This is a genomic window from Clostridium beijerinckii HUN142, from assembly GCF_000621745.1.
Taxonomy (GTDB): Bacteria; Bacillota; Clostridia; order Clostridiales; family Clostridiaceae; genus Clostridium; species Clostridium beijerinckii_A.
The window spans coordinates 114,621-138,327 of sequence record NZ_KK211339.1 but is presented as its reverse complement, the minus strand read 5'-3'; the positions used below and the strand labels follow the sequence as shown (position 1 = coordinate 138,327).

At 30.9% G+C, this 23,707-nt stretch carries 24 protein-coding genes; 5 read left to right on the top strand and 19 right to left on the bottom strand.

Translation table 11 applies throughout. The annotated features are described in order from the left end of the window. Positions 1-10: 10 nt before the first annotated feature. Together T483_RS0126855 and T483_RS0126850 are read right to left on the bottom strand one after the other, a co-directional pair. The gene (locus T483_RS0126855) at positions 11-625 is read right to left on the bottom strand and encodes a TetR/AcrR family transcriptional regulator (protein ID WP_026889610.1); all 615 of its coding nucleotides are present in this window, start codon (positions 623-625) and stop codon (positions 11-13) included. A gap of 269 nt (positions 626-894) precedes the next feature. Further along, positions 895-2,139: an ammonium transporter gene (locus tag T483_RS0126850; protein WP_026889609.1), complete on the bottom strand. Its 1,245-nt coding sequence runs from the start codon at positions 2,137-2,139 to the stop codon at positions 895-897. Between the two features lie 368 nt (positions 2,140-2,507). Between T483_RS0126850 and T483_RS31370 the strand changes: the two genes are divergently transcribed. Next, positions 2,508-2,645, top strand: a complete 138-nt coding sequence (locus T483_RS31370) for a hypothetical protein (protein ID WP_155268550.1) — start codon at positions 2,508-2,510, stop codon at positions 2,643-2,645. 126 nt (positions 2,646-2,771) lie between these two features. Here T483_RS31370 and T483_RS0126840 read toward each other — a convergent pair whose 3' ends face one another. The 5 genes from T483_RS0126840 to T483_RS0126820 form a co-directional block, all read right to left on the bottom strand. Next, the gene (locus T483_RS0126840) at positions 2,772-3,380 is read right to left on the bottom strand and encodes a hypothetical protein (protein WP_026889608.1); all 609 of its coding nucleotides are present in this window, start codon (positions 3,378-3,380) and stop codon (positions 2,772-2,774) included. 171 nt (positions 3,381-3,551) lie between these two features. Further along, positions 3,552-4,871 carry an SEC-C metal-binding domain-containing protein gene (locus T483_RS0126835; RefSeq protein WP_026889607.1) on the bottom strand — a complete coding sequence of 440 codons (1,320 nt, stop codon included), beginning with the start codon at positions 4,869-4,871 and terminating at the stop codon, positions 3,552-3,554. Between the two features lie 220 nt (positions 4,872-5,091). Continuing rightward, positions 5,092-5,817: a DsbA family oxidoreductase gene (locus tag T483_RS0126830; RefSeq protein ID WP_026889606.1), complete on the bottom strand. Its 726-nt coding sequence runs from the start codon at positions 5,815-5,817 to the stop codon at positions 5,092-5,094. Between the two features lie 480 nt (positions 5,818-6,297). Then, positions 6,298-8,721, bottom strand: a complete 2,424-nt coding sequence (locus T483_RS0126825; RefSeq protein ID WP_026889605.1) for a flavocytochrome c — start codon at positions 8,719-8,721, stop codon at positions 6,298-6,300. Between the two features lie 14 nt (positions 8,722-8,735). Next, on the bottom strand, positions 8,736-9,335 hold the full coding sequence (locus T483_RS0126820; protein ID WP_026889604.1) for an NADPH-dependent FMN reductase: 600 nt from the start codon (positions 9,333-9,335) through the stop codon (positions 8,736-8,738). Between the two features lie 243 nt (positions 9,336-9,578). Here T483_RS0126820 and T483_RS0126815 point away from each other — a divergent pair, with 243 nt between their 5' ends. Further along, positions 9,579-10,526 carry a LysR family transcriptional regulator gene (locus T483_RS0126815; RefSeq protein ID WP_026889603.1) on the top strand — a complete coding sequence of 316 codons (948 nt, stop codon included), beginning with the start codon at positions 9,579-9,581 and terminating at the stop codon, positions 10,524-10,526. Further along, positions 10,519-11,457, top strand: coding sequence for an FAD:protein FMN transferase (locus tag T483_RS0126810; RefSeq protein ID WP_026889602.1), 939 nt, complete (start codon positions 10,519-10,521; stop codon positions 11,455-11,457). The genes T483_RS0126815 and T483_RS0126810 overlap by 8 nt, the downstream gene beginning before the upstream one ends. Positions 11,458-11,719: 262 nt before the next feature. Here the strand turns inward: T483_RS0126810 and T483_RS0126800 are convergent, their stop codons facing one another. The 9 genes from T483_RS0126800 to T483_RS0126760 all read right to left on the bottom strand — a co-directional run bounded on the left by T483_RS0126800 (position 11,720) and on the right by T483_RS0126760 (position 19,325). After that, positions 11,720-11,965 (bottom strand): hypothetical protein, encoded by a 246-nt coding sequence (locus tag T483_RS0126800; protein WP_012058278.1) that lies wholly within the window; start codon positions 11,963-11,965, stop codon positions 11,720-11,722. Between the two features lie 684 nt (positions 11,966-12,649). Beyond that, complete coding sequence (locus tag T483_RS0126795; RefSeq protein WP_242841936.1) at positions 12,650-13,579, bottom strand: MBL fold metallo-hydrolase; 930 nt, start codon at positions 13,577-13,579, stop codon at positions 12,650-12,652. A 268-nt stretch (positions 13,580-13,847) separates the two neighbouring features. After that, positions 13,848-14,177: a hypothetical protein gene (locus tag T483_RS30755; RefSeq protein WP_207641447.1), complete on the bottom strand. Its 330-nt coding sequence runs from the start codon at positions 14,175-14,177 to the stop codon at positions 13,848-13,850. 42 nt (positions 14,178-14,219) lie between these two features. Continuing rightward, positions 14,220-14,381: a hypothetical protein gene (locus T483_RS31365; protein ID WP_196244929.1), complete on the bottom strand. Its 162-nt coding sequence runs from the start codon at positions 14,379-14,381 to the stop codon at positions 14,220-14,222. Positions 14,382-15,091: 710 nt separating this feature from the next. Beyond that, positions 15,092-15,901, bottom strand: coding sequence for a dienelactone hydrolase family protein (locus T483_RS0126780; protein ID WP_026889599.1), 810 nt, complete (start codon positions 15,899-15,901; stop codon positions 15,092-15,094). A gap of 81 nt (positions 15,902-15,982) precedes the next feature. Continuing rightward, a complete protein-coding gene (locus T483_RS0126775; protein ID WP_026889598.1) occupies positions 15,983-16,843 on the bottom strand; it encodes an AraC family transcriptional regulator in 861 nt (286 codons plus the stop codon). A gap of 254 nt (positions 16,844-17,097) precedes the next feature. After that, on the bottom strand, positions 17,098-17,436 hold the full coding sequence (locus T483_RS29880) for a DUF2442 domain-containing protein (RefSeq protein WP_242841935.1): 339 nt from the start codon (positions 17,434-17,436) through the stop codon (positions 17,098-17,100). A gap of 92 nt (positions 17,437-17,528) precedes the next feature. Continuing rightward, the gene (locus tag T483_RS0126765) at positions 17,529-18,731 is read right to left on the bottom strand and encodes an alpha/beta hydrolase family protein (protein WP_026889597.1); all 1,203 of its coding nucleotides are present in this window, start codon (positions 18,729-18,731) and stop codon (positions 17,529-17,531) included. A gap of 21 nt (positions 18,732-18,752) precedes the next feature. Further along, on the bottom strand, positions 18,753-19,325 hold the full coding sequence (locus T483_RS0126760) for a flavodoxin family protein (protein WP_026889596.1): 573 nt from the start codon (positions 19,323-19,325) through the stop codon (positions 18,753-18,755). Positions 19,326-19,468: 143 nt separating this feature from the next. Between T483_RS0126760 and T483_RS29875 the strand changes: the two genes are divergently transcribed. Then, on the top strand, positions 19,469-19,981 hold the full coding sequence (locus T483_RS29875) for a MarR family winged helix-turn-helix transcriptional regulator (protein ID WP_035790632.1): 513 nt from the start codon (positions 19,469-19,471) through the stop codon (positions 19,979-19,981). 670 nt (positions 19,982-20,651) lie between these two features. Here the strand turns inward: T483_RS29875 and T483_RS0126750 are convergent. Further along, positions 20,652-21,473, bottom strand: a complete 822-nt coding sequence (locus T483_RS0126750; RefSeq protein WP_026889595.1) for a helix-turn-helix transcriptional regulator — start codon at positions 21,471-21,473, stop codon at positions 20,652-20,654. A gap of 133 nt (positions 21,474-21,606) precedes the next feature. Between T483_RS0126750 and T483_RS0126745 the strand changes: the two genes are divergently transcribed. Continuing rightward, on the top strand, positions 21,607-22,188 hold the full coding sequence (locus T483_RS0126745; protein WP_026889594.1) for a flavodoxin family protein: 582 nt from the start codon (positions 21,607-21,609) through the stop codon (positions 22,186-22,188). Between the two features lie 275 nt (positions 22,189-22,463). Here T483_RS0126745 and T483_RS0126740 read toward each other — a convergent pair whose 3' ends face one another. Both T483_RS0126740 and T483_RS0126735 read right to left on the bottom strand, forming a co-directional pair. Next, positions 22,464-23,111, bottom strand: a complete 648-nt coding sequence (locus tag T483_RS0126740) for a flavodoxin family protein (protein ID WP_026889593.1) — start codon at positions 23,109-23,111, stop codon at positions 22,464-22,466. 85 nt (positions 23,112-23,196) lie between these two features. After that, positions 23,197-23,592: a MerR family transcriptional regulator gene (locus T483_RS0126735; RefSeq protein ID WP_026889592.1), complete on the bottom strand. Its 396-nt coding sequence runs from the start codon at positions 23,590-23,592 to the stop codon at positions 23,197-23,199. Between the last annotated feature and the right edge of the window lie 115 nt (positions 23,593-23,707).

The window sequence follows — 23,707 nt, the reverse complement described above, 5'->3', positions numbered from 1 at the left end:
ATCATCTCCCCTAATTTTTTTGAAGCTTTGCTCCATTTAAAAATAATTCTATAATTTGGCTCTTTGATAATTCTAAATCGATATTATCATTTCCATAAATACTTGAAATAAAATAATTCATGTACATGAATTGAAAATTTCTTGCCATTATTATTGAAGAAATGTCATTTCTAAGCTGGTTATTTTCTTGTGCATTTTTTATAACTTCTGAAATCAAATTTTCCAATCCACTTCTATTAGGATTATCTATGGGATTAGCGTTAAAAAGTGTTTGGAGTCTGTATCTAAAATAAATTGCTGTATATTGAATATTTTCTCTAAATATATGATTTATGAAATCTAATATCTTATTCAATGTTTCTTTTATATCTCTTGTTTCTTTGAATTTTTCACTAACTTCATTAAAATTATTATCATGATTATTTATAAGGGCCTGAAAATAAGCTGATAATATTGACTCTTTATCTTGGAAATAATTATATAACGTACCCTTAGAAATATCCGATTTCGTTGCTATTTCCTCCATATAGGTTTCTTGAAAACCCTTTTCTTCAAAAAGAGCTAATGCACTATCAATTATTATTTCCTTAGTTAATTCTTTTTTACGTTCTCTTCTATTTATCATCAAAATCTCTCCCATTTTTATACTCAGTATATTCTTGAACTCCGTATAATTTTATACTACATCAAATATTTTCAGACGTCAACATTCTTTATATTAAGACTTTTAAATAAAAAAAATAACCATCTGTAAGCAGCTATTTAAGCTACATACAAATGGTTGTGGTTCATGGTGAAAGCGAAACGTGACCTTTGAAATCCACCATAGAATTTTTTTAATTCTATTTTTTAATATTATACTTTCTCCATTTTATGCATTCATGCATTATATTCCTAGTCTAATCCATTAAATGATGGATAAGCAGATTCCCCATGTTCAGCTACATCAAGTCCATCAGCTTCTTCTGAGCTATCAACTCTAATATCCATAAACATTTTCATAACTTTTATAATTAAGAAAGTCATCCCACCTGCAAATATTATTGTTATTAAAATACTCATTATTTGTGCAATGAAAAGTTTAACATCTCCATAAAAAAGACCATTCCATTGTGCTACAGGATTAATTGCAGTTTGTCCAAAAATTCCAGTTGCAATACCACCCCAAATTCCACCGATTCCATGACATCCAAAAGCATCAAGTGCATCATCATATCCAAACTTAGCTTTTACTTTTTCCACAAAGAAGAAACAAATTGGAGATACTGCTATACCAATTATAATTGATGACCAAAGTGGAACAAACCCTGCTCCTGGTGTAATTGCAACTAACCCTAACACTGCTCCTGTTGCTGCTCCAAGTAATGTTGGCTTACCATGTTTTACTTTTTCAATTAACATCCATGAAAGCATAGCTGCAGCTGCTGCAGTATTTGTTGTCATGAATGCATGTACAGCAAGTGGACCAGCTCCGAGCGCACTACCTGCATTAAATCCAAACCACCCAAACCAAAGTAATGCTACTCCAAGAACTACAAATGGAATATTATGTGGTCTATATGCCATAATTCCATGTCCATGTCTCTTACCTAACATAATACAAGCTACAAGGCCCGAAATACCTGAGCTTATATGAACTACATTTCCTCCTGCAAAATCAACGGCACCTAAAGAACTTATTAATCCACCAGCTCCCCATACCATATGTGCCATTGGATAATATACAAAAAGTGACCATATAGCTACAAATATGAACAATGCTGAAAACTTCATTCTTTCTACTAAAGCTCCAGTTATAAGCGCTGGAGTAATTATTGCAAACATCATTTGAAATGCAGCAAAAAGCTCTTGGGGTATTGTAGGTGCATATGCTGAAGGCTCTGCTCCTACCCCATTAAAACCTAAGAAATTAAGTCCACCTATTATCCCATGAAAATCATTACCAAAAGACAATGAATAACCTACTAAAACCCACATTATTGATGCTAATCCACAAACAAAGAATGAAGACATCAATGTATTTAAAACATTTTTCCTACGAACCATTCCACCATAAAAAAATGCAAGTCCTGGTGTCATTAAAAGTACAAGTGCTGAACAGATTAATATAAAACTGCAATCGCCTAAATTAATTTCCATATAAAATCCTCCTTAAGTATGTCAAATCTCAAAACAAAATTTCAGCTATTTATGTATAAGTTTTTTTAATTTTTGAATGTGCCTTAGCTTAAAAATAACTGCACATTACCTAAAAATTAATTTTTGAATTCTTTTTCTCAACTAATTATAATGGCCTATTTTTTTGTATAAAAAAACGACATCCGAAAAATATACTTTTTAAAGTATGTTTGTCGAACGTCGTCGTTCTTATTTCATAGTATATTATTCTCACAGAATTTTGTCAATATTATTTACATTTAAAAATACAAATGCTTATTTTATTATCATAATAATGCCTAAATCCTCCAGTAATATATAAAACATGGACTAATTCTAATATAGGGGCAATGGCCATAACGAAGGAAACAATTGATGCAGCTGAAAATGAAATTTCTAATGATTTGAATATCTGCATGGTAATTCATGTAGATCCAGTAAAAGAACAACCTAAAAAAATAGGCTCAACAATAGCCCATTTTCACTAATCTTATTCTTTGTCTATAAAAAGTGAGCTGTCACATAAAAAATATCACTACAGCTTTAAAAATCTTTATCAATAAAAAAGAATTTTAACAATGCTCTTGTGCATTACTAAAATTCTTTTTACATAATTATAATTTTTTAACCTTGAATTTATCCTTGTCATTTACTATTTTAATATTTAAATTATTTAATACTTTATCTAAACTTTTTATTCGATTAGTATATTTTATATTATCTTTTTTAATTACCTTTTCTATCATTTTAATTATAGATTCTTTTTCTTCAGCTTCTAATTTAATTCTTTTACATATATATTCTCTGTTAATGTGAATTAATGTAGTCCAAATTTGTTCTTCTACTATGTTATTAATATTCATCATAACCCAAGTAAAATCTTTTCTTCTATCTTTTACAGGGTATGCCTCCTTAAAGAATTTTATAAAGGCATCTTCTTCTTTAGGCTCCTTTTCAACTACATATTTGCCAAACTGATTTTTTAATTCATTTTGAAGATACATAATAGTATTCGGTTTAACTTTATCTGACATCTTCTCAATATTATCATAGATAAAATTATAAGTATCTTGAATCTTTTCCGGGTCAGCCTCACCCTTTTTTAGTATCTTAGCAATATCAATATATTCTAAAATGTTCTTCTTACAATTTAATTCTTTGTTATATAACTTTTCCCATATTTCTTCTGCATTTAAATTTTCTAAGCTTAAGTTTTCTTGCATGCTTACACTCCTTGGTATCTTTTAAGATACTATGTATTAAAATAATTGTACTCGTAAAAATATTTGTATTAAATTATTATCAAGGTACGCGATAATTTTATCACAACAGAATAAAAGGAGCAATTATAATGAATAATATCTTGAAATGAACCGTAAAAAAATAACTAATAATTATTCAAATAAATTAATAACCTTCTCATCTTTACCGCAACACTTTTTATATTTTTTTTCACTACCACATGGACAAGGATCATTTCTTTTTATATCCTTATTTTCCTTTAAGCTAACTACATTTGATTTAATATCATTAGTGGTTGAACCCTTATATCTCCATAACCTAATTTTCTTAACAAATTTATTCATCATACTAAATGCAACATATCTGGCTTCTTCATTTTCAATATTAATTAATTCTATCATTTTATCTACTGCATCTTTAGGTTCATTTTCTTGAACATCAAAAATCAAGTCTTCCATCATAGCTATCAGCATGTCTCTATCTACTCTAAACATATTAGTAAACTCTTTATAAAAAGTTTTTCCTGCTTTACTATTATAAACCCAATCTTCTTCTAACATATTTAATAATTCTTCTTTCGAAATCATGGCATAACTCAAATCTTTTTCTTTATCTATATCCTTTAATAGTTCATCAAAATTATCTATTTCATTATTAACAATAAACATTCCTTCTTCTCTATATTCATTGTAGTAATATGTTGCCTCTCCAATTAACTCTTCTAATTCATAATTTTCTATATTCAAATATCTTTCTATTATCCCTTTAGCATCTTTCAGTTTTAAAATACCATATACTTTATTCATTGCCCTAAAGATATTTACAATTTCACTATTAAATTTTATTACACGTCTATATTCAAAATTATTTCTTTCTTTGATTAATCCTTGTACTATTTCAGGCATTAAAAATATTGATACCCCATCTTTTACAGTTGGAAAGAGCATTCCTTGCTGTATAAAATATGCGCTCTTATCTGCTTCCTCTTCATCAATATCATCAAAAAGTTTTACACCTTTGCTATCCACATAACTTTTTAAAACCTTATATCTTTCTTCGTCAAAGAATAAAGCTCTTTTTTCAACTAAATTCTTATATTCTTTAAGTAATATTTCAATTAATTTTTCTTTATTTAAACCTGATATCTTATTTACTCCAAGATTTCTTGCTATATTATATATTTCATCCTTAGATAAACAATTTATTAATTCATTTAAATCAAAAGAATATACTCTTTTACTTAGCTTTTTCTCAATTTTATTAGCAAGTTTATCTAACCTATCTTCTATGCTCCTGCAATCCTCACATAGCCAACCATTATTTTCATCACTAAAATAACTTGCTTGTTCTCCACAGTTTTTGCATATATTATTTTCTTTTTCCTCTTCATTGAACTTTTTCATCTCAATGCATTTACCTGTATCTTCTTTCCCATTTTTCATTTGTTTATTATAATCATCCTTTTTCTTCAAATAATTCGATCTCCTCTGTATATAAAATCAAGCTAATTCCTAAGTACAAATTTGATTTTATATATAAATTAAATTTAAGTCAACAACTCATTAGTACTTTCTATTTTATCTGATAAAATATCAAAGGCTATTTCAAAATTGAAATTAAATTCCTATTTTGAAATAGCCAAATCTTAGTTCTTTATTAATTTTTCAAGAAATTAATCATTCCAATACAGTATCAAATTTTACACTTGCCATCTGAACAAGTTCCTAAACTATTATCTTCTTGACTTTGTTCTTCCACTGTAAATTTCTCTATTGGTAATGAGAGTTCTTCTTTTCTTACTTTCTCCAATATCTCTAAAAACAACTCAGGTTGTTGCGCACCAGATATTGCATATTTATTATTAAATACAAAGTAAGGAACACCGCTTATTTTAAGCTTTGAGGCGCTTTCTTCGTCCTTTCTCACTTCAGCTCCATACTTATCTGATTCCAATACTTGTAATGCTTTATGAGTATTAAGACCAACTTCACCCACTAGGCCAGCCAATACTTTATAATCAGATATATTTAGTGAATCTATAAAGTATGCTTTTAAAATTCTTTCTGCTAATTCATTCATCTTTCCTTCTGTTTTTGCATAGTGTGTTATCCTATGTGCATCAAAAGTATTAGTTGGGATTAAATTATCAAAATTATAGTCAAGACCAATAGCCTTAGCTTGTTCAACAATTTGATTATTTGATGCTTTAGCTTGCTCTACTGATATGCCATACTTTTTTGCTATTATTTCATGAATATTTCCATCAAATTTCTTTTTAGCTGCTAAATCAAGCTCAAAACTTCTAAAAACTAATTCAATTTCATTACTATGTTCAAATTTATTTAAAGCAATTTCTAATCTCCTTTTGCCTATATAGCAAAACGGACACACAAAATCAGACCATACTTCTATTTTCATTTCTAACACTTCCTTCCTAGTATTATATTATAAAATTTTAATTAAAAATCAAACCTTCTCTTAATTCCTACATTAAATAAATTAATAGAATTATTGCTAATATGGCTAAACCATCTTGCTTTATAAAAATACAAAAACTAAAATTTATCTTTTTTATGGCACCACTAAGTATTTATTACAATTTAATTGTAATAAATACAATTGCGCTTGTCAATGTATTTTTGCTGTAATTAGTACATAACTTCAGTAGCAATTATTCTCTATCTGCAGTCCTTTTACCAATTTCGATATCATATATACTCTACCGAACATTTAAAAGAAAACTTAATTTTCATAATGTACAATATCTAATGAAGAATAAGAGAAAGAGCCTATAACCGCATTTTTACTTATGCGTGTTATAGCCTCTTCGTCTTTGTATCTGGCCCTTTATCTAAACATTAGGCACAATCAAATAAATAATAAGCCCATTTGCCTTAACTATTTCATTTCATCAATTGCAGTTTTACCAGCAATTCTTCCGAAGGTAAATATATCAGTTAATGCATTACCGCCAAGACGGTTACCTGCATGGATACCTCCAGCAACTTCTCCAGCAGCATAAAGATTTTTAATTGGTTTATCATTTTCATCTAATACATGAGCTTTAGTGTCTATCTTAAGCCCACCCATTGTATGATGAACTGCTGGCTTTCTAGGAGTAGCATAAAACGGTGCTTTCTCTACTTTTAAGCTAAATGTATCCTTATGGAATTCAGGATCAAAACCAGCATCCACATATGAATTATATTTATTAATTGTATCTACAAGAACTGCAGGATCCATTCCAACTTTTACTGCTAGCTCTTCTAGGGTATCTGCTCTAAATAAAGTACCAGCTTCTACCTGACTGTCTAGCTTTTCTTGACTTGTATTAGCTGCAGTTTTCTTTATTTCATCATCAGCTATAAGGTAGAATAAACCACCCTGTTCAATTGCAGCTTTTGTTAAAACATCTCTTCCAGAGAATTCATTAATAAATCTTTTTCCTTCTTTATTTACCATTACAAAGTTTTCAGGAGGTACTTGAACTCCACTGAATAATTCACCAGTTTCAGGATCAGCTACAGGCATCATTTGAGTAAAGCCCATTCCTGTAAGTGCTGCACCTACAGTTTTACCAAGTAATATTCCATCACCAGTCATAGCATATGAATTAGTAGTTTTTACATCATCAGCTATTTCACTCCAGTAAGTGTTGTATTCTTTCAGCATCTTTGTGTTCGCACCAAAACCACCACTTGCAAGGACTACTGCTTTTGCATGAACAGTTATCTTTTGGCCATTGACACCAGTTGCTATAACTCCTTTTATTTCACCATCTTCTATGATAAATTCTTTTACAGGGCTATCAGTAATGATTTTTCCTGAGTTATCTTGTACATATTTTGTTAGTGCAAGTATAAATGATGAACCATGGCTTTTTGTAGGTTTATGACCACGACGCCAAAGTGCACCAACTGGAGCAAATACTATGCTCTTATCATACTCAACCCCTATATCTTCTAGCCATTTAACACTTTCTAAAGCTCTGTCTGTAAGTATCTTTACTAGATCATATTGGCCGTATATTGTGTTGCCATTAAGGTCAGTTCTTTTACCACCAAAATATGTTTGCATTCTGTGAAGTAATGGCGAATCAAATAGATGTCCCTTTTGTGTGCCAAACTTTTCCTTATAAGCAGAAAACTCTTCTCTAAGTGCACGGAAATCATCTATGTATTCTGGATGAATTAAGCTCTCATCTGTATCTAGTAGCTCTTCAATTGTATGTCTTTCTCCTTTATTTTCTTCAAACTGCATCTGCCACTCTGGATCTGCAGCATTGATAGGACCACCTGAACGTATGGTATTTCCACCTACTGCTGGGTATTTCTCAAGAACAATAGCACTTTTACCATTTTGTAGCGCTGTTGCAGCTGCACTTAATCCAGCGCCGCCTCCACCTACAACTACTACATCACAAGTATATTCTTCGTCTTCTTTTATAAGACTGCTAGCAGGTTTTGGACGTCTCTTAAGTATGTCAGGGTTAACTCCTGCAAGCTTAACTGCTTTAGCTACACCGTCTAGTACAGCATTACTAGTTTCCGAAGCACCAGAAAGAGCATCAACATTTAATGTCTGTCCTTCAATTATTTTATCTGGTATTCTTACAAAAACTACATCTGCAAGTCCTTCTGTCTCGCCATCTGTATTTATATCTATACTTTCTATTCTGTTCTCACTAAAGGATACCTTCATTGGAAGACTTCCACTATGACCTATTGCATCTACCTCATATACTCCTGGGTTAAAGGTAAAATCTTCTTCTTCATTAAGCTGATTTGAAATCTTTGCAAAACGCATAAAACGTAGAAAGCATATTTCTAAGAAGTCTATTGTTCTTTCATTGTTTAGATTACCTTCCTCATCAAACGCTTTGTGTGCGCTTCCAAGTAAAAACTCATATCCTGGCATTACATTTGCATCAACACCTGGTGCATCTAGAATTTGACGAAGATGCAATTGTGCACGTGAAGAACCTTGAACATCAAGAGATGCGCCAAGGATCATTACTGGTTTACCAGCAAGTGGATGAAGATCAAAGCTTAGCCATTCAATTAAGCTTTTAAGACTAGATGGAATTGAGTGATTATACTCAGGAGTGGCTATAATAACACCATCACTTGCTGTAATTTTATTATTGAACATCTGTATAACTTCACTTGAGGACTGATTATCAGATTGATTAAACATAGGAACATCAGTAATCTCTAGTATTTCTATTTCTGCCTTTGACTCAAAGTATTTTTTCATAAACTGAAGGAGTTTACGATTATATGATCTTTTTGCACTAGTTCCAACAATTGCTATAAATTTCATTGATATTAATCCTCCTACTCTTCCCAAGTGAATTTTTTAACTTTTTTATGTAAAACTTTTTCTGCTAAAAGTTTTGATGTAATATCTGTAAATAAAAGAAACTCTCTGAAAATTTCATCAAGCTCTGATAACTTATCTGAATAGATAAGATTTCCTGCGCTATCAAATGCCCCCTGTGATCTTCCTAAAAGGAATTCACTACTTGGCATGATTCTTGCAGCAAGCTCAGGTGAATCAAGTATTTGTCTAAGATGCGCCTGTGCACGAGAAGAACCAAGTGTACCAAGAGAAGCCCCCACTATTAAAACAGGTTTGTCTGTAAGTGCTTGACTAGTATAACTAATCCATTCAAGAGCACTCTTTAAAACTGCAGGTATGGCATGATCATACTCTGGAGTTGCTATTATTACACCATTTGCTTTTAAAATTTTATCCGATAATTCTGCTACCTTTTCAGGAACATCAGAATCCTCTGGTTCATTAAAGGCAGGTAAATCCTTAATTTCATATAGTTCTATCTCTGCCTCATTCGAAAAATGCTTTTGCATAAATTGAAGCAACATACGATTAGTTGACACGTCTGAGTTAGTGCCTACAATTGCTAAATACTTCATAGTAATCCCCTTTCTGTATTTCAAAATTTCATAATATTAGTAATTGTTTGATATAATTTTAACATGTTAAGTACATTATATCTAATAGTTATTTATTGAAGTTTGATAACATATTTGTTATAATCGAACACAGAATAAATGAGTTAAGGCACTATCGCATAAATAACAAGTCCAATTGCAAGGCTATTTGGGACTCGTTATTTATTTTCATATGCCTAAATATTTCGCAAAAGGATGAATTAAATGTCAAAATACTATTCTCAGGATATTTTGTATTATATTGATGCCATTTTAAAGTACAGTAATTATGGCAAGGCTGCCAAATCACTTTATATTTCTCAACCTCACTTGACACAGAGTATTAAAAGGATAGAAAGTCAGTTAAACTGTGAGCTTATAAGTCGTAACAAGCTTCCATATCGATTAACCGAGCAGGGTAAAATATATTATCAGTATTTAACTTCAATAGAAAATAATTATGCGAGGCTCATTAGGGAAATATCAGCTGTGTCAGATATAGATAGCAAGGTTATAAAGATAGGAGTGCTTCCTAGCCTTGGGACCTACCTTTTACCTCTTTTTTTACCAAAGTTTTTGGATATACATCCAAACTGTAGAATAGAGCTTTCAGAGGTTTTACCAGAAAAAAATGAGAAACTTATTCTGAATGGTGAATTGGATTTTTGGCTTGGACAAAATTCAAGAAATATTTCTCCGAACTTAAACTCGATTACTTGGGGCAGACACGGATACCGTGCTATTATTCCTCGTTGCTGTGATCTATATCAGAAAGACGTCGCCATTATTCCAGAAGGAACTATCGACATAAATAAGATATTGTCTCAAAAGCTGATACTAACTTCCAAGGGTTCTGCTATAAGAAAGCAGATAGATCAGTTATTAAGCGTTTATAAGGTTGAACCAAAGATCATAATGGAAAGCACCGAAATAAATACTGCACGTAACCTTGCAGCGAGTAATTTGGGACTGACTTTTATACCAGAAAGCGTCTATGTAAAGGAGTGTCCATCTGAATACAACATATATCAAATTCCAATTGATGAGCTGAGTTTAGATTATTTTATAGCATATCATAGTGAAAAAAAACTAACTGATATTGATAAAGACCTTATAGATGCATTTCTAATTCATGGACAAAATAATTACACTGTAGGAGATCAAAATGAATGAGTATACGAAGATAATATATCTTATGGGAACGAAAATCTCTCTCTATATAAAGGGAGAGGCTGCTGAAGAGCTTGCAGAAAAGGCTTGCAGCATGCTTATTAATTATGAAGAAGTCTTTAGTGCTAACAGTGATAAATCACAGCTTGCCATGCTTAAAAGAACAGCTTCATTGGCTCCGCAAGAAGTTGATGAAGAGCTGTATGAGCTGATAAAAATAGGAAAAAAACATAGTCTATGTGAGAATACATATTTAAATATTGCAATAGGACCATTAATAAAATTATGGAGAATAGGTTTTAAGGAGGCACATGTACCAGAGAAAGAAGCTATAGCAAAGGTACTGGAACTTTTAAAGCCTGAAAATATACAACTAGATGATGAAAAAAAGACCGTGTATTTCTTGAAAAAAGGCATTGAAATAGACCTTGGAGCCATAGCTAAGGGCTATTTTGCTGATAAAGTTATGGAATTATTTAAGGAAAATGGAGCTGTTTCAGCTATGGTAGATATGGGCGGTAATGTTCTTGTTTTTGGAGACTCACCATCAAACGGTGGTGACTGGAATGTTGGAATACAAAATCCGTTTCTACCAAGAGGAAATGCTGTGGCACTTGTCAAAATAAAAGATCAATCCGTTGTAACCTCCGGAATATATGAGAGAGTGTTTGAAAAGGATGGACGTAAATACCACCATATATTTGACAGCAAAACAGGCTACCCAATAAAAAGTAATATAGCTTCTTTAACTATTATTGCCGATAGCTCCTTAGACTGCGATATATATACTACAAAATTGTTTGGATTAGATGCTGCTTCAATTATTCATAAAGTTAATAGAATTAAGGGTATGGGTGCTGTTGTAATAACTGTGGATGGAAAACTAGCCTATACAGATAATCTTAAAGGAAGAATATCTCCATTAACAATGTAAGGCACTATCAAAAATATAACTAGAAATTTGATTGCCAGTTATATTTTTGTGGTTTTGATTGCAATGCTACCCTAATAAAAAACATAACCGCCTGTAAATACTATTTAAGCCACCTACAGGCGGTTGTGGATTTTATGGTGCAGGCGAAGTATGAGCTTTGAAATTCACTATTAACTAATATTATAAATAACATAATTTCCTTCATGTATTAATTTTATAGAAGTATATAGTAATCCATTTTTTATTTGTATTTTTGTTTTCATTATATACTCCTTCTAATTCCAATATGTTTAATTTTCTCTATAACAATGCTTTCATTTTCTGTACTATACACAAGTTGACCATTTTTACATTTTGTAAATTCCTTCATAGCTTCTCTGCCGTCTTTTATTGCTTTTATAATTGCAACTTCATCAACATATTTAGTTTTCTCATCTTCATGATATTCCACAATTTCAAATTTAACAAATTGATTTGGATACATTTCTCTAACTTCTTGCCATTTCATTTGAATCAACTCCTTTATATCAAATACTAGAATCTTATTCTTAATTTGCATTTCTATTTTATACAATCCGTTCTTATCATCTTTTATTTTAACTATAACTTACCATATAGCTTCTTAAAATAAAAATTTCACTTTGAATCAATACTAATGACATTTTAAAACAATATTTTTTGTAAATATTATTTCTACCAAAAGATATACCGCCAACAAAAAATGCACACCCCTAACTCAAAAAGAATCAGTGGTGTGCATGTCCAACATAAAATTCTATAAATTTAATCTAAAAACTCAAAATTTTCTACCACAGTTTTTCCTATAAAACACTGAAATCCACTGAAATCAGTGGCTTTGCATTGTATCAAAATTCTAGTTCTTATTTGTCTAATGACTTAAATATTGATACAATTTAGCGAGTTTTTAATGGAGTTATTGATTTTAATATCGCTAAATTGTATATGAATTATGCTAAAAGGTGCATACCTTATACTGATATATTTCCTAATACTAAGTGTGTTTTGGCAGTAAGATGATATTATTACACGAATTAAATTATTTATTTAAATAATTTTTTCTCAAATATAAAAAAAGAGCCATGCACAAATTTTCAGTGCTACGGCGTCACAAAGTCACAATAAAATTTACATTAGAGATATTTATATTTTTTCGTTAATTAATAAATAGCTTCTATTTTTCTACGGAAGTGACAGTTACATTATTAGATGAATCTTTAGCGAAGAGATACCACTTATGAGTTTCTGGTGAAACAAAACTAGTTGTCGTTCCTTTCAAGTTTCCTCGTTCAGCACATTGCTCAGCAATAGAGTTAAGATCACTCATACTAAATTTTTCTTGATGATAAGGCACAGCTGCTTTAGGATTAACTGAAGCTATGAAATCTCCAAGCATAGTAGCTACTGGATTTTCTCTATTGCCAGTATTCAATGTTGCTCCATCACCTAGATTATTAGCAGCCATTTGATAGAACATTAAATCAGGATTAGTTCCTAAATAATTATATTTTCTATATTCTGATGGTACTTGTCCACCCCAAATAAGTATAGTAAAACCTTCTTTTGTGGTTATTTTATAGTTCAATAAAATAGTGCCTGTCTCGAAAAATTCAAACATAAAAGGATCAAATTGCCCATCTTTGTTGAAATAAATTGAAATAGTTTTAGGGTCTTTAGATATAGTCTTTCTAGTCGTGTGCTTGCCCAAGAAGGTTTCAAGTGTGAAATCAGGAAATTCAAGTTTATCATTGTGTGAAACACCTTGAACATTATAATTTGAACTCATGATCTCATAGACATAGTTAAAGGATCTTATAGCTGATTCAGGCATGACGACTGGCACCCTTGGGTATTTCTTCAGTATATATGGAAAGTCTTGGCTATGATCAAAGTGAGTATGTGTAAATAGTACATAATCACAACCATCAACAATATCAGCAGCAGTCTTTGTTTTGTCAAGTATATATTTATTATCTACATTGTGATAGTAAGGATCTATAACAATATTTTTACCATTTGGAAGTTTAATCTCATTGAAAGCATAACCATTCCATTTAATACGTACTGAAGGCATTGAATTTTCGCCCCGAATTGATGTACCCATATCTTTTTCAAGAATTGCAGAAGCCGTAACCTTTTGATTTTTATTAATCGTCTCGTTGGACGAGTTGATTTCTTTTTTCATAGAAAATCCTCCTTGATTTTAATAGTCTTATCGGATTAACCCCTTCGTTTTGGACAAAACCTAATAAATTCTTTAATTTTTTTAGATTTAGACACTTATTTCAATATTAGTTATATTTTCTCTAAAATAAAGGCCATAAAATTCATTTGGTGACATAAACCTTATACTTGAATGAATCCTTCTATTGTTATAAAACTCCATGGATTAATAAGTTTCTACGTATTAGGCACTTTCTCAGCAATGCTGCCGCATCTTTAGCTTCGCAATGAAGTCCCATATGATAATCAATGATGTTTCTATCAAAAATATCAATAACGTTTATATTGTAGAAGAATTTATCCTCACCATGAATACAACCATATTTTATATCCATTTCCCAAATCTTATTTGAACTAGTTACAATGTTTAAGCTGTACCCCTTAGGCTTACCGACTTTAGGTTTAACCTTTTCTTTGCCTTCTACACTTAAATTATAGTAATATGTTGACCTACCAAGTTTAACTACTTTATAAAACAAAAACTGCATTATATCTTTGCACTATATATTTTTTAGCTATTTCTACTTTATCTTTAATTGAGGGTTTGATTTTTTTATTAAGTCTCTAAGTATTGCTATCTTTAGGTCCTTTTCTCCAAGAATCTTTTTTAGCTGATCATTTTCATTTGTTACTTCTGTTAATATTTCTTCTTTTAATTCCTTTGTATAAGTTCTTCCTCTCATGACTTACCTCCAATAACTTTCTACATTATAATAAATGTATAGGCAATTGTCCAAATCAATTTTGGGGCTTAAGGGTATTTTATCTCCACAACCTACTTGTTATCTAACCACTCTACTCAACCCTACGCACATTTTTATAGTTGACGCATTTCCTTTCAACGCAAAAAAGGATTTCCGAGTCAGAAATATACCACCATAAAACTAGCAGCATTACTTATATTCTGGAAACCCTTTATTTATCAGTGCTTTACATATTTTTATTTATCTTTTCGTGACATCTTTACTACCGTCTCAGCGTGAGATATATTGGTAAATATCAACATTTTCTTAAATAAAAAATCATTACCAGTTATGTTAACAAATTCGCTAGTTATTACTTACTTGCTACTTGTATTAGTTTAACTTATAGTAGCATTTTACCATATTCTATTTTATATTCAAACATATTTAGCCATTATCGCCAAAATGTGCACACCCAAACTTAAAAATGCACATCCCTAATTCCAAAAACATTAGGGGTGTGCATGTACAATATAGAAATCTATAAATTTACTATCTAAAACTAAAAATTTCTATTAAGGTTTATCCTAGAAAACACTGAAATCAGTGGCTTTGCATTGTATTAAAATTCTAGTTCTTATTTGGTGGAGGCGAAGCGTGACCTTTGAAATCCACCATAAATTATGTTCTTATTAATAATATTTCATTTATTATTTCAAATGCTTTCTTAAAAATTCTAATGATTCTGCTATTATTTCATGTGTTCTATCATTATCATTAAATAAATCAAATGCATGTCCACCTGTAGAATGATTAAAGATATCAATAGTTAAATTATTTTTCAATCCTTTTGTAATAAACTCATCTATTGATTCATTAATTATTTGATTATCAAGTCCTGCTCTTGCAATAAATAATGGTGGAATTCTACTTGCATTTTCATCTATAAGATTTATTGGTGAATACCTCTTTGCATCTTCTTTTGATATATTAAGCTGAAGAAATTCTCCTAAAGATGTAAAATCTCCAAAACCATAATAAGCAATAATACCTTTAATATAATTAAAATAATTACTCATTCCTGTATATAAACCAAATGGAACACCACCAGAAAAACACCAAATAGCAATTTTATTTTTATCTATCTTTAACTTATCAGCATTTTCTACTAAATAAATAATAAGTGAATCCATATCACTAATAACTTCCTTAATATTAAAGCCTTCAGCTAAAACCTTATGATTAAAATTCACTGCACTTAATCCAAAAGACGCTAGTAACTTCCCATAAGAAATATACTGCCCTGTCTCCTTAAAATTTACAGACGCAGCTTCTCCATGCACTAGAATTACTACAGGTAATTTCTCTTTTTTATCATTACTAAAAGGAGTATATAAATCCATTAATAGTTCTTCTTTATTTGTAGATTTATAAATTATACTTTTTTGTATATTAACATTTTCAATATCATCAATTTTATAAACTATCTCTTTTTTTAAAATTTCTTCAAAACTTAACATATTATTTTTCCCTTCTTAAAATATTACTATCATACACTAGTTATATATCTATAATCATGTAAAATCTAATTATCATTTAAATTACTTATTTCTCTTAATAGGTATCCAGATTTCACACCTATAATCATTAGCAGATGTATCACCTATAGGTAAAACATCCATGTCTGGTGCACAATCATGCTCATATCCCATTGAAGGCATCCACTCTGAATATATTCTTCTAAGAAGATTATGTGCTGCTTCAGGCATTTGCCCTACTGATTCAAATGTAGCCCATGTTGCAGCTGGTATGACTGTCGAAACATATCCTTTTGGAATAGTACCCTGAATTTCCTCAATTGCTATCATATAATTAAATTCATCCTTATATTTATCAAAATCTTTAGATACTCCTAATATACCAAGCTTACCTGCTTTTGATGTAAGCCAATCATATGAGCCATCCTCCATACAGTCCTGCCAAAATTCTGGAACTTGTTTAAAGTTTTTTTCATCAGCCATTGTTATTTTTCTTTGCTTCCCTATTACTGTAAAACTTCCTTTATCAAAAATTCTATAATTCATATCTTTATCTCCTTTTATTGAAATATGAAAGGATAATTTAGGATATGCTTTTAGACTTACCCCTGACTTGCGTGCTGCTGATGGACTTATTCCATACATTTTCCCAAAAGCTTTTGTAAACGCTTCAGGAGTTTCATAACTATACTTGTAGGCTACGTTTATTATTTTTTCTCCAGATATTATATCCTGTGCAGCTAATGTAAGCCTTCTCCTCCTTATGTATTCAGCTAATGTAACACCAGTTATCATATGGTACATCCGCTGAAAGTGAAATGTAGATGATAAAGCAATTTTAGCTACTTTTTCAATATCAATTTTTTCTGTAATGTGCTCCTCTATATATTCCACTGCATCTTTCATTGCATTAAGCCAATCCATAAACCTATTCCCCTCTGTTTTATCATAAATAATTTTTGATCGTTTGTCCTATCTTTAAATGCTTTCTATTGACAGATTTCTTTATACTCTTCCTCAATTAAAACTTTGTAATCTAATTCCAATTTAATTATTATAAAAATTATATCATTACAGCGTACGATATAACTAATTCTTATATACACAACTCCATTTATTATCCCAAACGAATTTCTAATTTGCCTGTATAAAACAAAAAAACCACGAAAATCCAAATTTTAGATTTTCGTGGGTTTCATAGTGGAGGCGAAGCGTGACCTTTGAAATCCACTAATAATTAGCGCTATAAGGAACACTATCTTCATATAGTGTTTCAGGTCTATATCATCCTCGTTCTCCCATTCCACTGTGTCAAAACTAACTCCCGCAGATTTGAATAAAGATAAATCTTTTAATTCTCTAAATATACCTTTTTCTAAATATGAGCTCATATCAAACAATCTTACCTCTCCATTTTCAAAAAAAATAAGTGCTGTTATTTTTAAAGGGATTAACTTCTCTTTAAAAATAACAACACCAAATAATACTGCTATGAATGGATTGATATAAAAACCCATGTTGACCTCAAAGTACATGTCCAGAGTTAACTACCCATATATAAACACCCAGTTGATACATATAACTATTTAACGAAGGCTAGAGAGACTTATTACTTTGCGGAAAGAATATCTTCTATCCAGCTGAAAATTCTCTCGTTGCCAATAAGTTTTGCACCGCACTGACAGTGTGCTCCTGCACCTTCTTTTCCTGTAAAGAGCATATAATCCTTTCTGCAAGTGAGAGCATCATAAAGTGGCTTGGCCTGTGAATCAATAAGTCCGTCCTCATCTGTATCAACAACCAGTGTCGGGCATTTTATATTTTCTGCAATGCCTTTCATTAGATATTTTCCTGCAGCTATAACAAATTCTGCTGGAGTGCTACATCCGAATACATACATGCCTTGAGATATCTTCCATCGGAATTCAGGACTTTTTTTCGTAATCTGATACAGCTTATTATTAAGAGTTTCAGGGTCTTTTTCAGCAATGGTGAGTATCTGTTCTCTTGTTAAACCAAGGCCCTTTATTCCGCCTCCAAGGAAATCGTAGATTCCACTATTTGCTATACATGCAGCAAGACGATGTTCAAAAGCTGCTGCTCTTGGTGCGAGGTATCCTCCAAAACTTTCACCCCATAGAACTATCTTTTCCGGGTCTATTGATTCATTCGCAAGGAGGTAATCTACAGCAGGGGTAACAATAGTTTCATAGTCAGCTCTGAAATATAAATGCTGCTTTTTAACAACTTCACCTTGTCCAGGACCTTCTATAGCAAGACAGTTCATTCCATGTTCAAGGGCTGTCATAGCTAGTCCATAAAATTCTTCCTTTGTACCGTCAAATCCTGTTAAAAGTATCAGAACTGGATTTGTCTCATTTGTATCATTTATCTGATAATAATGGGCAGACAGAGTTGTACCTTCATAGGGTACCATAACAGACTTAATTACCGGATTATTAAGCTCCATAACCTTTGAAAAGCATTCTGTGCTTGCGTCAAATAGCTTTTCAATTTTTTCTGGATTTGGATTTTCACGAAGGAAAAATTCTGCAGTACGGTAATAGTTACAAGCACGCAGATATGCCTTTTTGGCACTTATTAAGTGACCTTCCGCCAAGGCTTTGTTGCCTATACAATGTAATCTTTCGGCAGTTTTAGTCCATTCATCACACCAACTGTCATAATCACCTTCTGTTATCCTATTGCTTGTAGAGACAACTTCTCCTATATCAGCTGCACAATAGGCTGTTTCACCAAGTAATCTTAGTACCTGGAAATCAAATTGGTCATCTTTAAATAATATACTCATAGTGTATTAACCTCCCTAAAATTATTTGCTCAAAATAGCACAGTTAAAGTCATTAAACATTTTTTCGGCAACTGCTTCTGCTCTTTTTTCAAAGTCAGGTTTTATGCTCCATTCTGCAACGTAAGTCCCAACGACAGTAGTTTTGAATTTATCTCCTTCATTTATATCAAAAGCACGTCTAAACATTGTTTGAAGAAGATCCGCGTTGTTGGCTTCTTCACCTCCGCTAGTAACTAGTAGTGCTGAAAGTTTGCCTTTTAACAGATCCTTATTCATTAGACTGAAGTGTCTGTCAGTAAGTGGTTTAAGTTGAGAGCTCATACCATAGCAGAAAAGCGGTGTTGCATATATTAAAGCATCTGCAGCGAGCATTTTCTTAAATACCATGTCCCAATCATCCTTTTGAGGACATCCATGTTCTGAACTTTTATGTGTGCAGGCGTAACATTCTTTGCAACCGTTAATATTTATATCTATGACATTAATTCTCTCAATTTCATGGCCAGCTTTTCTCATCTGGTCTTCGAATAGTGACAGTGTAAAATCAGTTTTTCCGTTTTTCTTTGGACTTCCCATAATAGTTATAAATCTCATTTCTATTCTCCTTAAAAATCTTTTTTAATTTTAGTCAACGCATTGTCTAAAATTAAATATATACCTTTAAAATTAATTTGTCAACGCATTGTCTATATGTGATATAATATTTTTATAAACTATATTAATCGGGAGGATTGAAATTGGATAACAAAGAATTGAACGAACTAAGGTATATAATGGATCAGACATATGCCAGTCTCATGGCGGTTTCAAACAAACTTCAGACTGCTGGGGACAGTTACAGCGGTGATCTAACAAGTAAGCAGCTGTTGACACTTTTAGCAATACTTCATATACCTAAAGGTGATGCTACAATCATAAATATAGCAGGTAAATTGGGCACCACTAAGCAGAATGCAACAAGGATTATAAAAAGCCTTGATAAGAAAAACTATATATCAGTAGTGCCATCAGAAAAGGATAAAAGAGCTGTTAATGTAATGATTACAGAAGCTGGCATCAATTCTGTTTCAAAAAATGCAAGGGACGTTAAGAAAAATTTTATGACTGATATATTTAATGATTTCAGTAAAGAAGAATTGGAAACACTATGGCAACTTTTGAAAAAACTATATAGTTATGATGGTGTTCCAATGGATGGATTTGAAGAAAGAGTACAAATTCCGAATATTTCTTCTGAAGTGTTGGAATAATTGAGCAAAAAACAGTATTATTTAGGTAAATGGTGGTAGCATGTGAAAACAAAATTTTTACATGCTACCTGACACCAACGAAGTGCGTCTATTTTGATTTCATATACTCTTTATGATAATAATTCTACATAACTGTAGCAATGGAATTTTATTAATAAAATATACAAGGCACTTTACGTAAATTAAACGTAGAGTGCCTTGTTTTGCTATATCGTTTTTTTAACTTCTGTCACTAAAGATAATTTGCCATGTTAATCTTTGATCCCTTTGATATTTTTCTATTTAAATTTTAACGAAGTATTCTAAATAATAAGATTGTTTTTCACTAACATTATTATCACGAGACCAAGCTCTAACAGAAATCCCACTATATAAAAATCTGTTCTGTATGTAAGCTACTCATAACAATAAAAAAACACTACCACCTGTAAGCAGCTATTTAAGCCACATACAAATGGTCGTGGATTTTATGGTGGAGGCGAAGCATACCTAATCCCTGTCCTATTATTCAATTTTAATAACATTCGCATTCACTTATTATACATACCCTAAACTTATCTATCATTTAGTTTATTTTCTGGCTATATAACTTCCCATTGTATGAATAATGATAAGTTACATTTTATTAAAAACATACTTAATGTGCGACATTTAAAACCTATATAACTCGTTATAGCAATGACTTTACTTTTATATCGGTATCTGATTCTGAATTGGGTGTATTTACAATCAATTTTAGATTAGAATTATCTGAAACGTCAAAACTAATGAACTCAAAAAACAATTCACCCACAATTGGATGTTTGAGTTTTTTATATGTTTCACTATTTCCCAGAACATCATGTCGAGTCCACCATAAATTAAATTCGTCACTTTCTCTTTTAAGATCTTCAATAATTTTAGTGAACCAAGGTTCTTCAATGCATTTTCCTGTTGTTGCTCGAAATCGTGCTAGCATTCCTTGTGCATGAGATTCCCAGTCTATAAATAATTTCTTATAATCATCATATGTAAACATCATCTTAATCATATTTCTCTTACTTACATCTATTTTACTAAAATCAGTAAACACAACACTTGCGGCTTTATTCCATGCAATAATATTCCATCTTGTATCCATGATAAAAGACGGACTTAATAATAAGTTACTTAACACATGTTGCAAAATTGGACTAACAAATTCTTTGCATGAAGGAATATCTGTTGGAATAGCTTGCCTCGCCAAAGTATATAAATGAATTCGTTCTTGTTTACTAAGCATTAGTACCCTAGATAGGCTTTCCAGTACCTCTGCCGACACCTGTATAGCACGTCCCTGTTCAAGCCAAGTGTACCAAGTTAATCCCACACCTGCAATATGAGCCACTTCTTCCCGTCTTAGACCTGGTGTACGACGTCTCAAGCCTTCTGAAAGTCCTACTTGAGATGGTAAAATTTTAGCTCTTCGAGTTTTCAAAAAATCTCCTAATTCTTTATATCGCTGTTTCTCCATATTTAAGCTTCCATTTCTATCCTATTATAATTTATACCAGTATAAATAAGCTCCTGTTATCATCATAGAACTTTATATTATATTTATAACATATCCTAACCTTTTATAATATAGAACTGGAGGAAATTCATGTATGAATATACTATTTTTGAACGGATCACCTAGAAAAAGTGGCTATACAGTTGGTGTAATGAAATGTATTGAGAAAGGAATTGATTCACAACATTCTGTAGAATGGATACATTCATACGATTTGGATATAAAACCTTGTATTAGCTGTTTAAATTGTAGACCTAATAGAGAATGTATTCTTTCTAAAGATGATGGACATAATGTATGGCATAAAATCCGATCTGCTGATGCCATAGTTATTGGTAGTCCCACTTACTTTGGAAATATATCTGGGCAATTAAAAATTCTTATTGATAGAAATCTCACCGCCTTTGAGGAAATAGCAAAGAGCGGCTTAGAAATGCCAATTCCATTACATAATGGAAAAAAAGCTATTATGGTTACAGCATGTAATGCACCTTTTCCAATAAGTCAGCTTCCAACTCAAAGTAAAGGTACTCTACAAGCTATAGAAATAGTTTTTAAAGCTGGTGGATATAATATTATTGGAAGCATAACTTTAGATGGTGCAGCTTCTAAAAATAAAATCCCCTTAGAAATTCAAGAACAAGCAAAAATCCTTGGAACCACTCTTCAATCATAAAGAATTTTTTATATTAAAGAGATATAAAAGAAGGAGTTATTTATCATATATAAATCTCCTTCCTATTTTAAAAACCTAAATTTATTAGTAACACCTAAGTTATTAAGTACTTTTTCTACTCACATCAACTTATTATTATATGAATAATGTGAATTTGTATTCTATATATCATAATTCATTATATTAATATCAATTGATACCACTTATAACTTACTCTACAAATTGAAATTTATTGCTTAGTAATTATATCCATTTGCTATAATTTTTTAAGACTCTTATAATATTGGGATTAGTCGTTTTCCCAATTCAAATGCCTTTTTGCAATCTTGTGGAAATACTTCTTTCCTACGTTTTAATTTTTTGTCAGCCTCAAAAGCCGTTGAAACATATTTTGAATAATCATCAAATTGATATGTATCTGTCACAAAAAGCGATTCCGTTTTCCCAAAAAATCTTTCAAATAAAAATTCATTATATTTAAGAGCTTCTTTCCATTTTGTTTGCTCCAATTTTTGCTCATTAACTCCAAATGTATAAATTAATCCTACAAAAATTCTTTTAGGAAAAAGCGAAGAATACTTTTCATCATAAACTAGATATGGAAAAATTAATCGCTCCATAAAAGATTTCATTTCACCTGTAATTGAACCTAAATAAATTGGAGAACCAAGAATTATAGAATCTGCATTCTTAATTTTTTTTAGAATTGGACTTATTTCATCATTAATACAGCACTGTCCATAACTATTACCATTTTTTAATTTACATGCAAAACAACTTTTACATCCTTTATAAGTAAAATCATGTAGATTAATCATTTCTGTTTCTGCCCCATTTAATGCTGCTCCCTCAAGAGCCTTATTTAGCAAAATTCCTGTATTCCCGTCTTTTCTTGGACTTCCATTAATAGCAATTACCTTCATATTTATAACCCCATTTCCTATTTTATAAAATTTAATTATTAAATTAACTTTATTAATATAGTAAGGGTTGTAGTATGGAACAATGTCAAGAATTATTTATTAATGATTTTAAAAAATCACATTCACCTAAATGCTTATTTTCCTTTACTTTATTTAGTATCTCTATCAATTGATATAATTTTTTAATTTCATTTTCAACTCCAGTTATCTTATTATCTATGTAATCTACTAACCTATCTCTATGAGCACATTTTTCATTACTGACTATTTTAATCAGATTAGATATTTCTCTTAAGCTAAATCCATAATTTTTCATTTGAACAATAAATTTAATTCTTAATACATCTTCCTCTGAATAAACTCTATAACCACTTTCATTCCTGATTGGATTGGGTATCAAATTTATACTTTCATAATATCTCAAAGTTTCTTTTCCTATATTAAATAATTCTGATAAATCCTTTCGTGTATATTTATTCAAATTTTTTCTCCTTATTTATTACAATGCTAGGTTTATTTTATCAAAACAAATTATAATTTATCTTTCAATTAATCCTCATAACATATTTTTAAAATACTATACTAATCAATGTTCA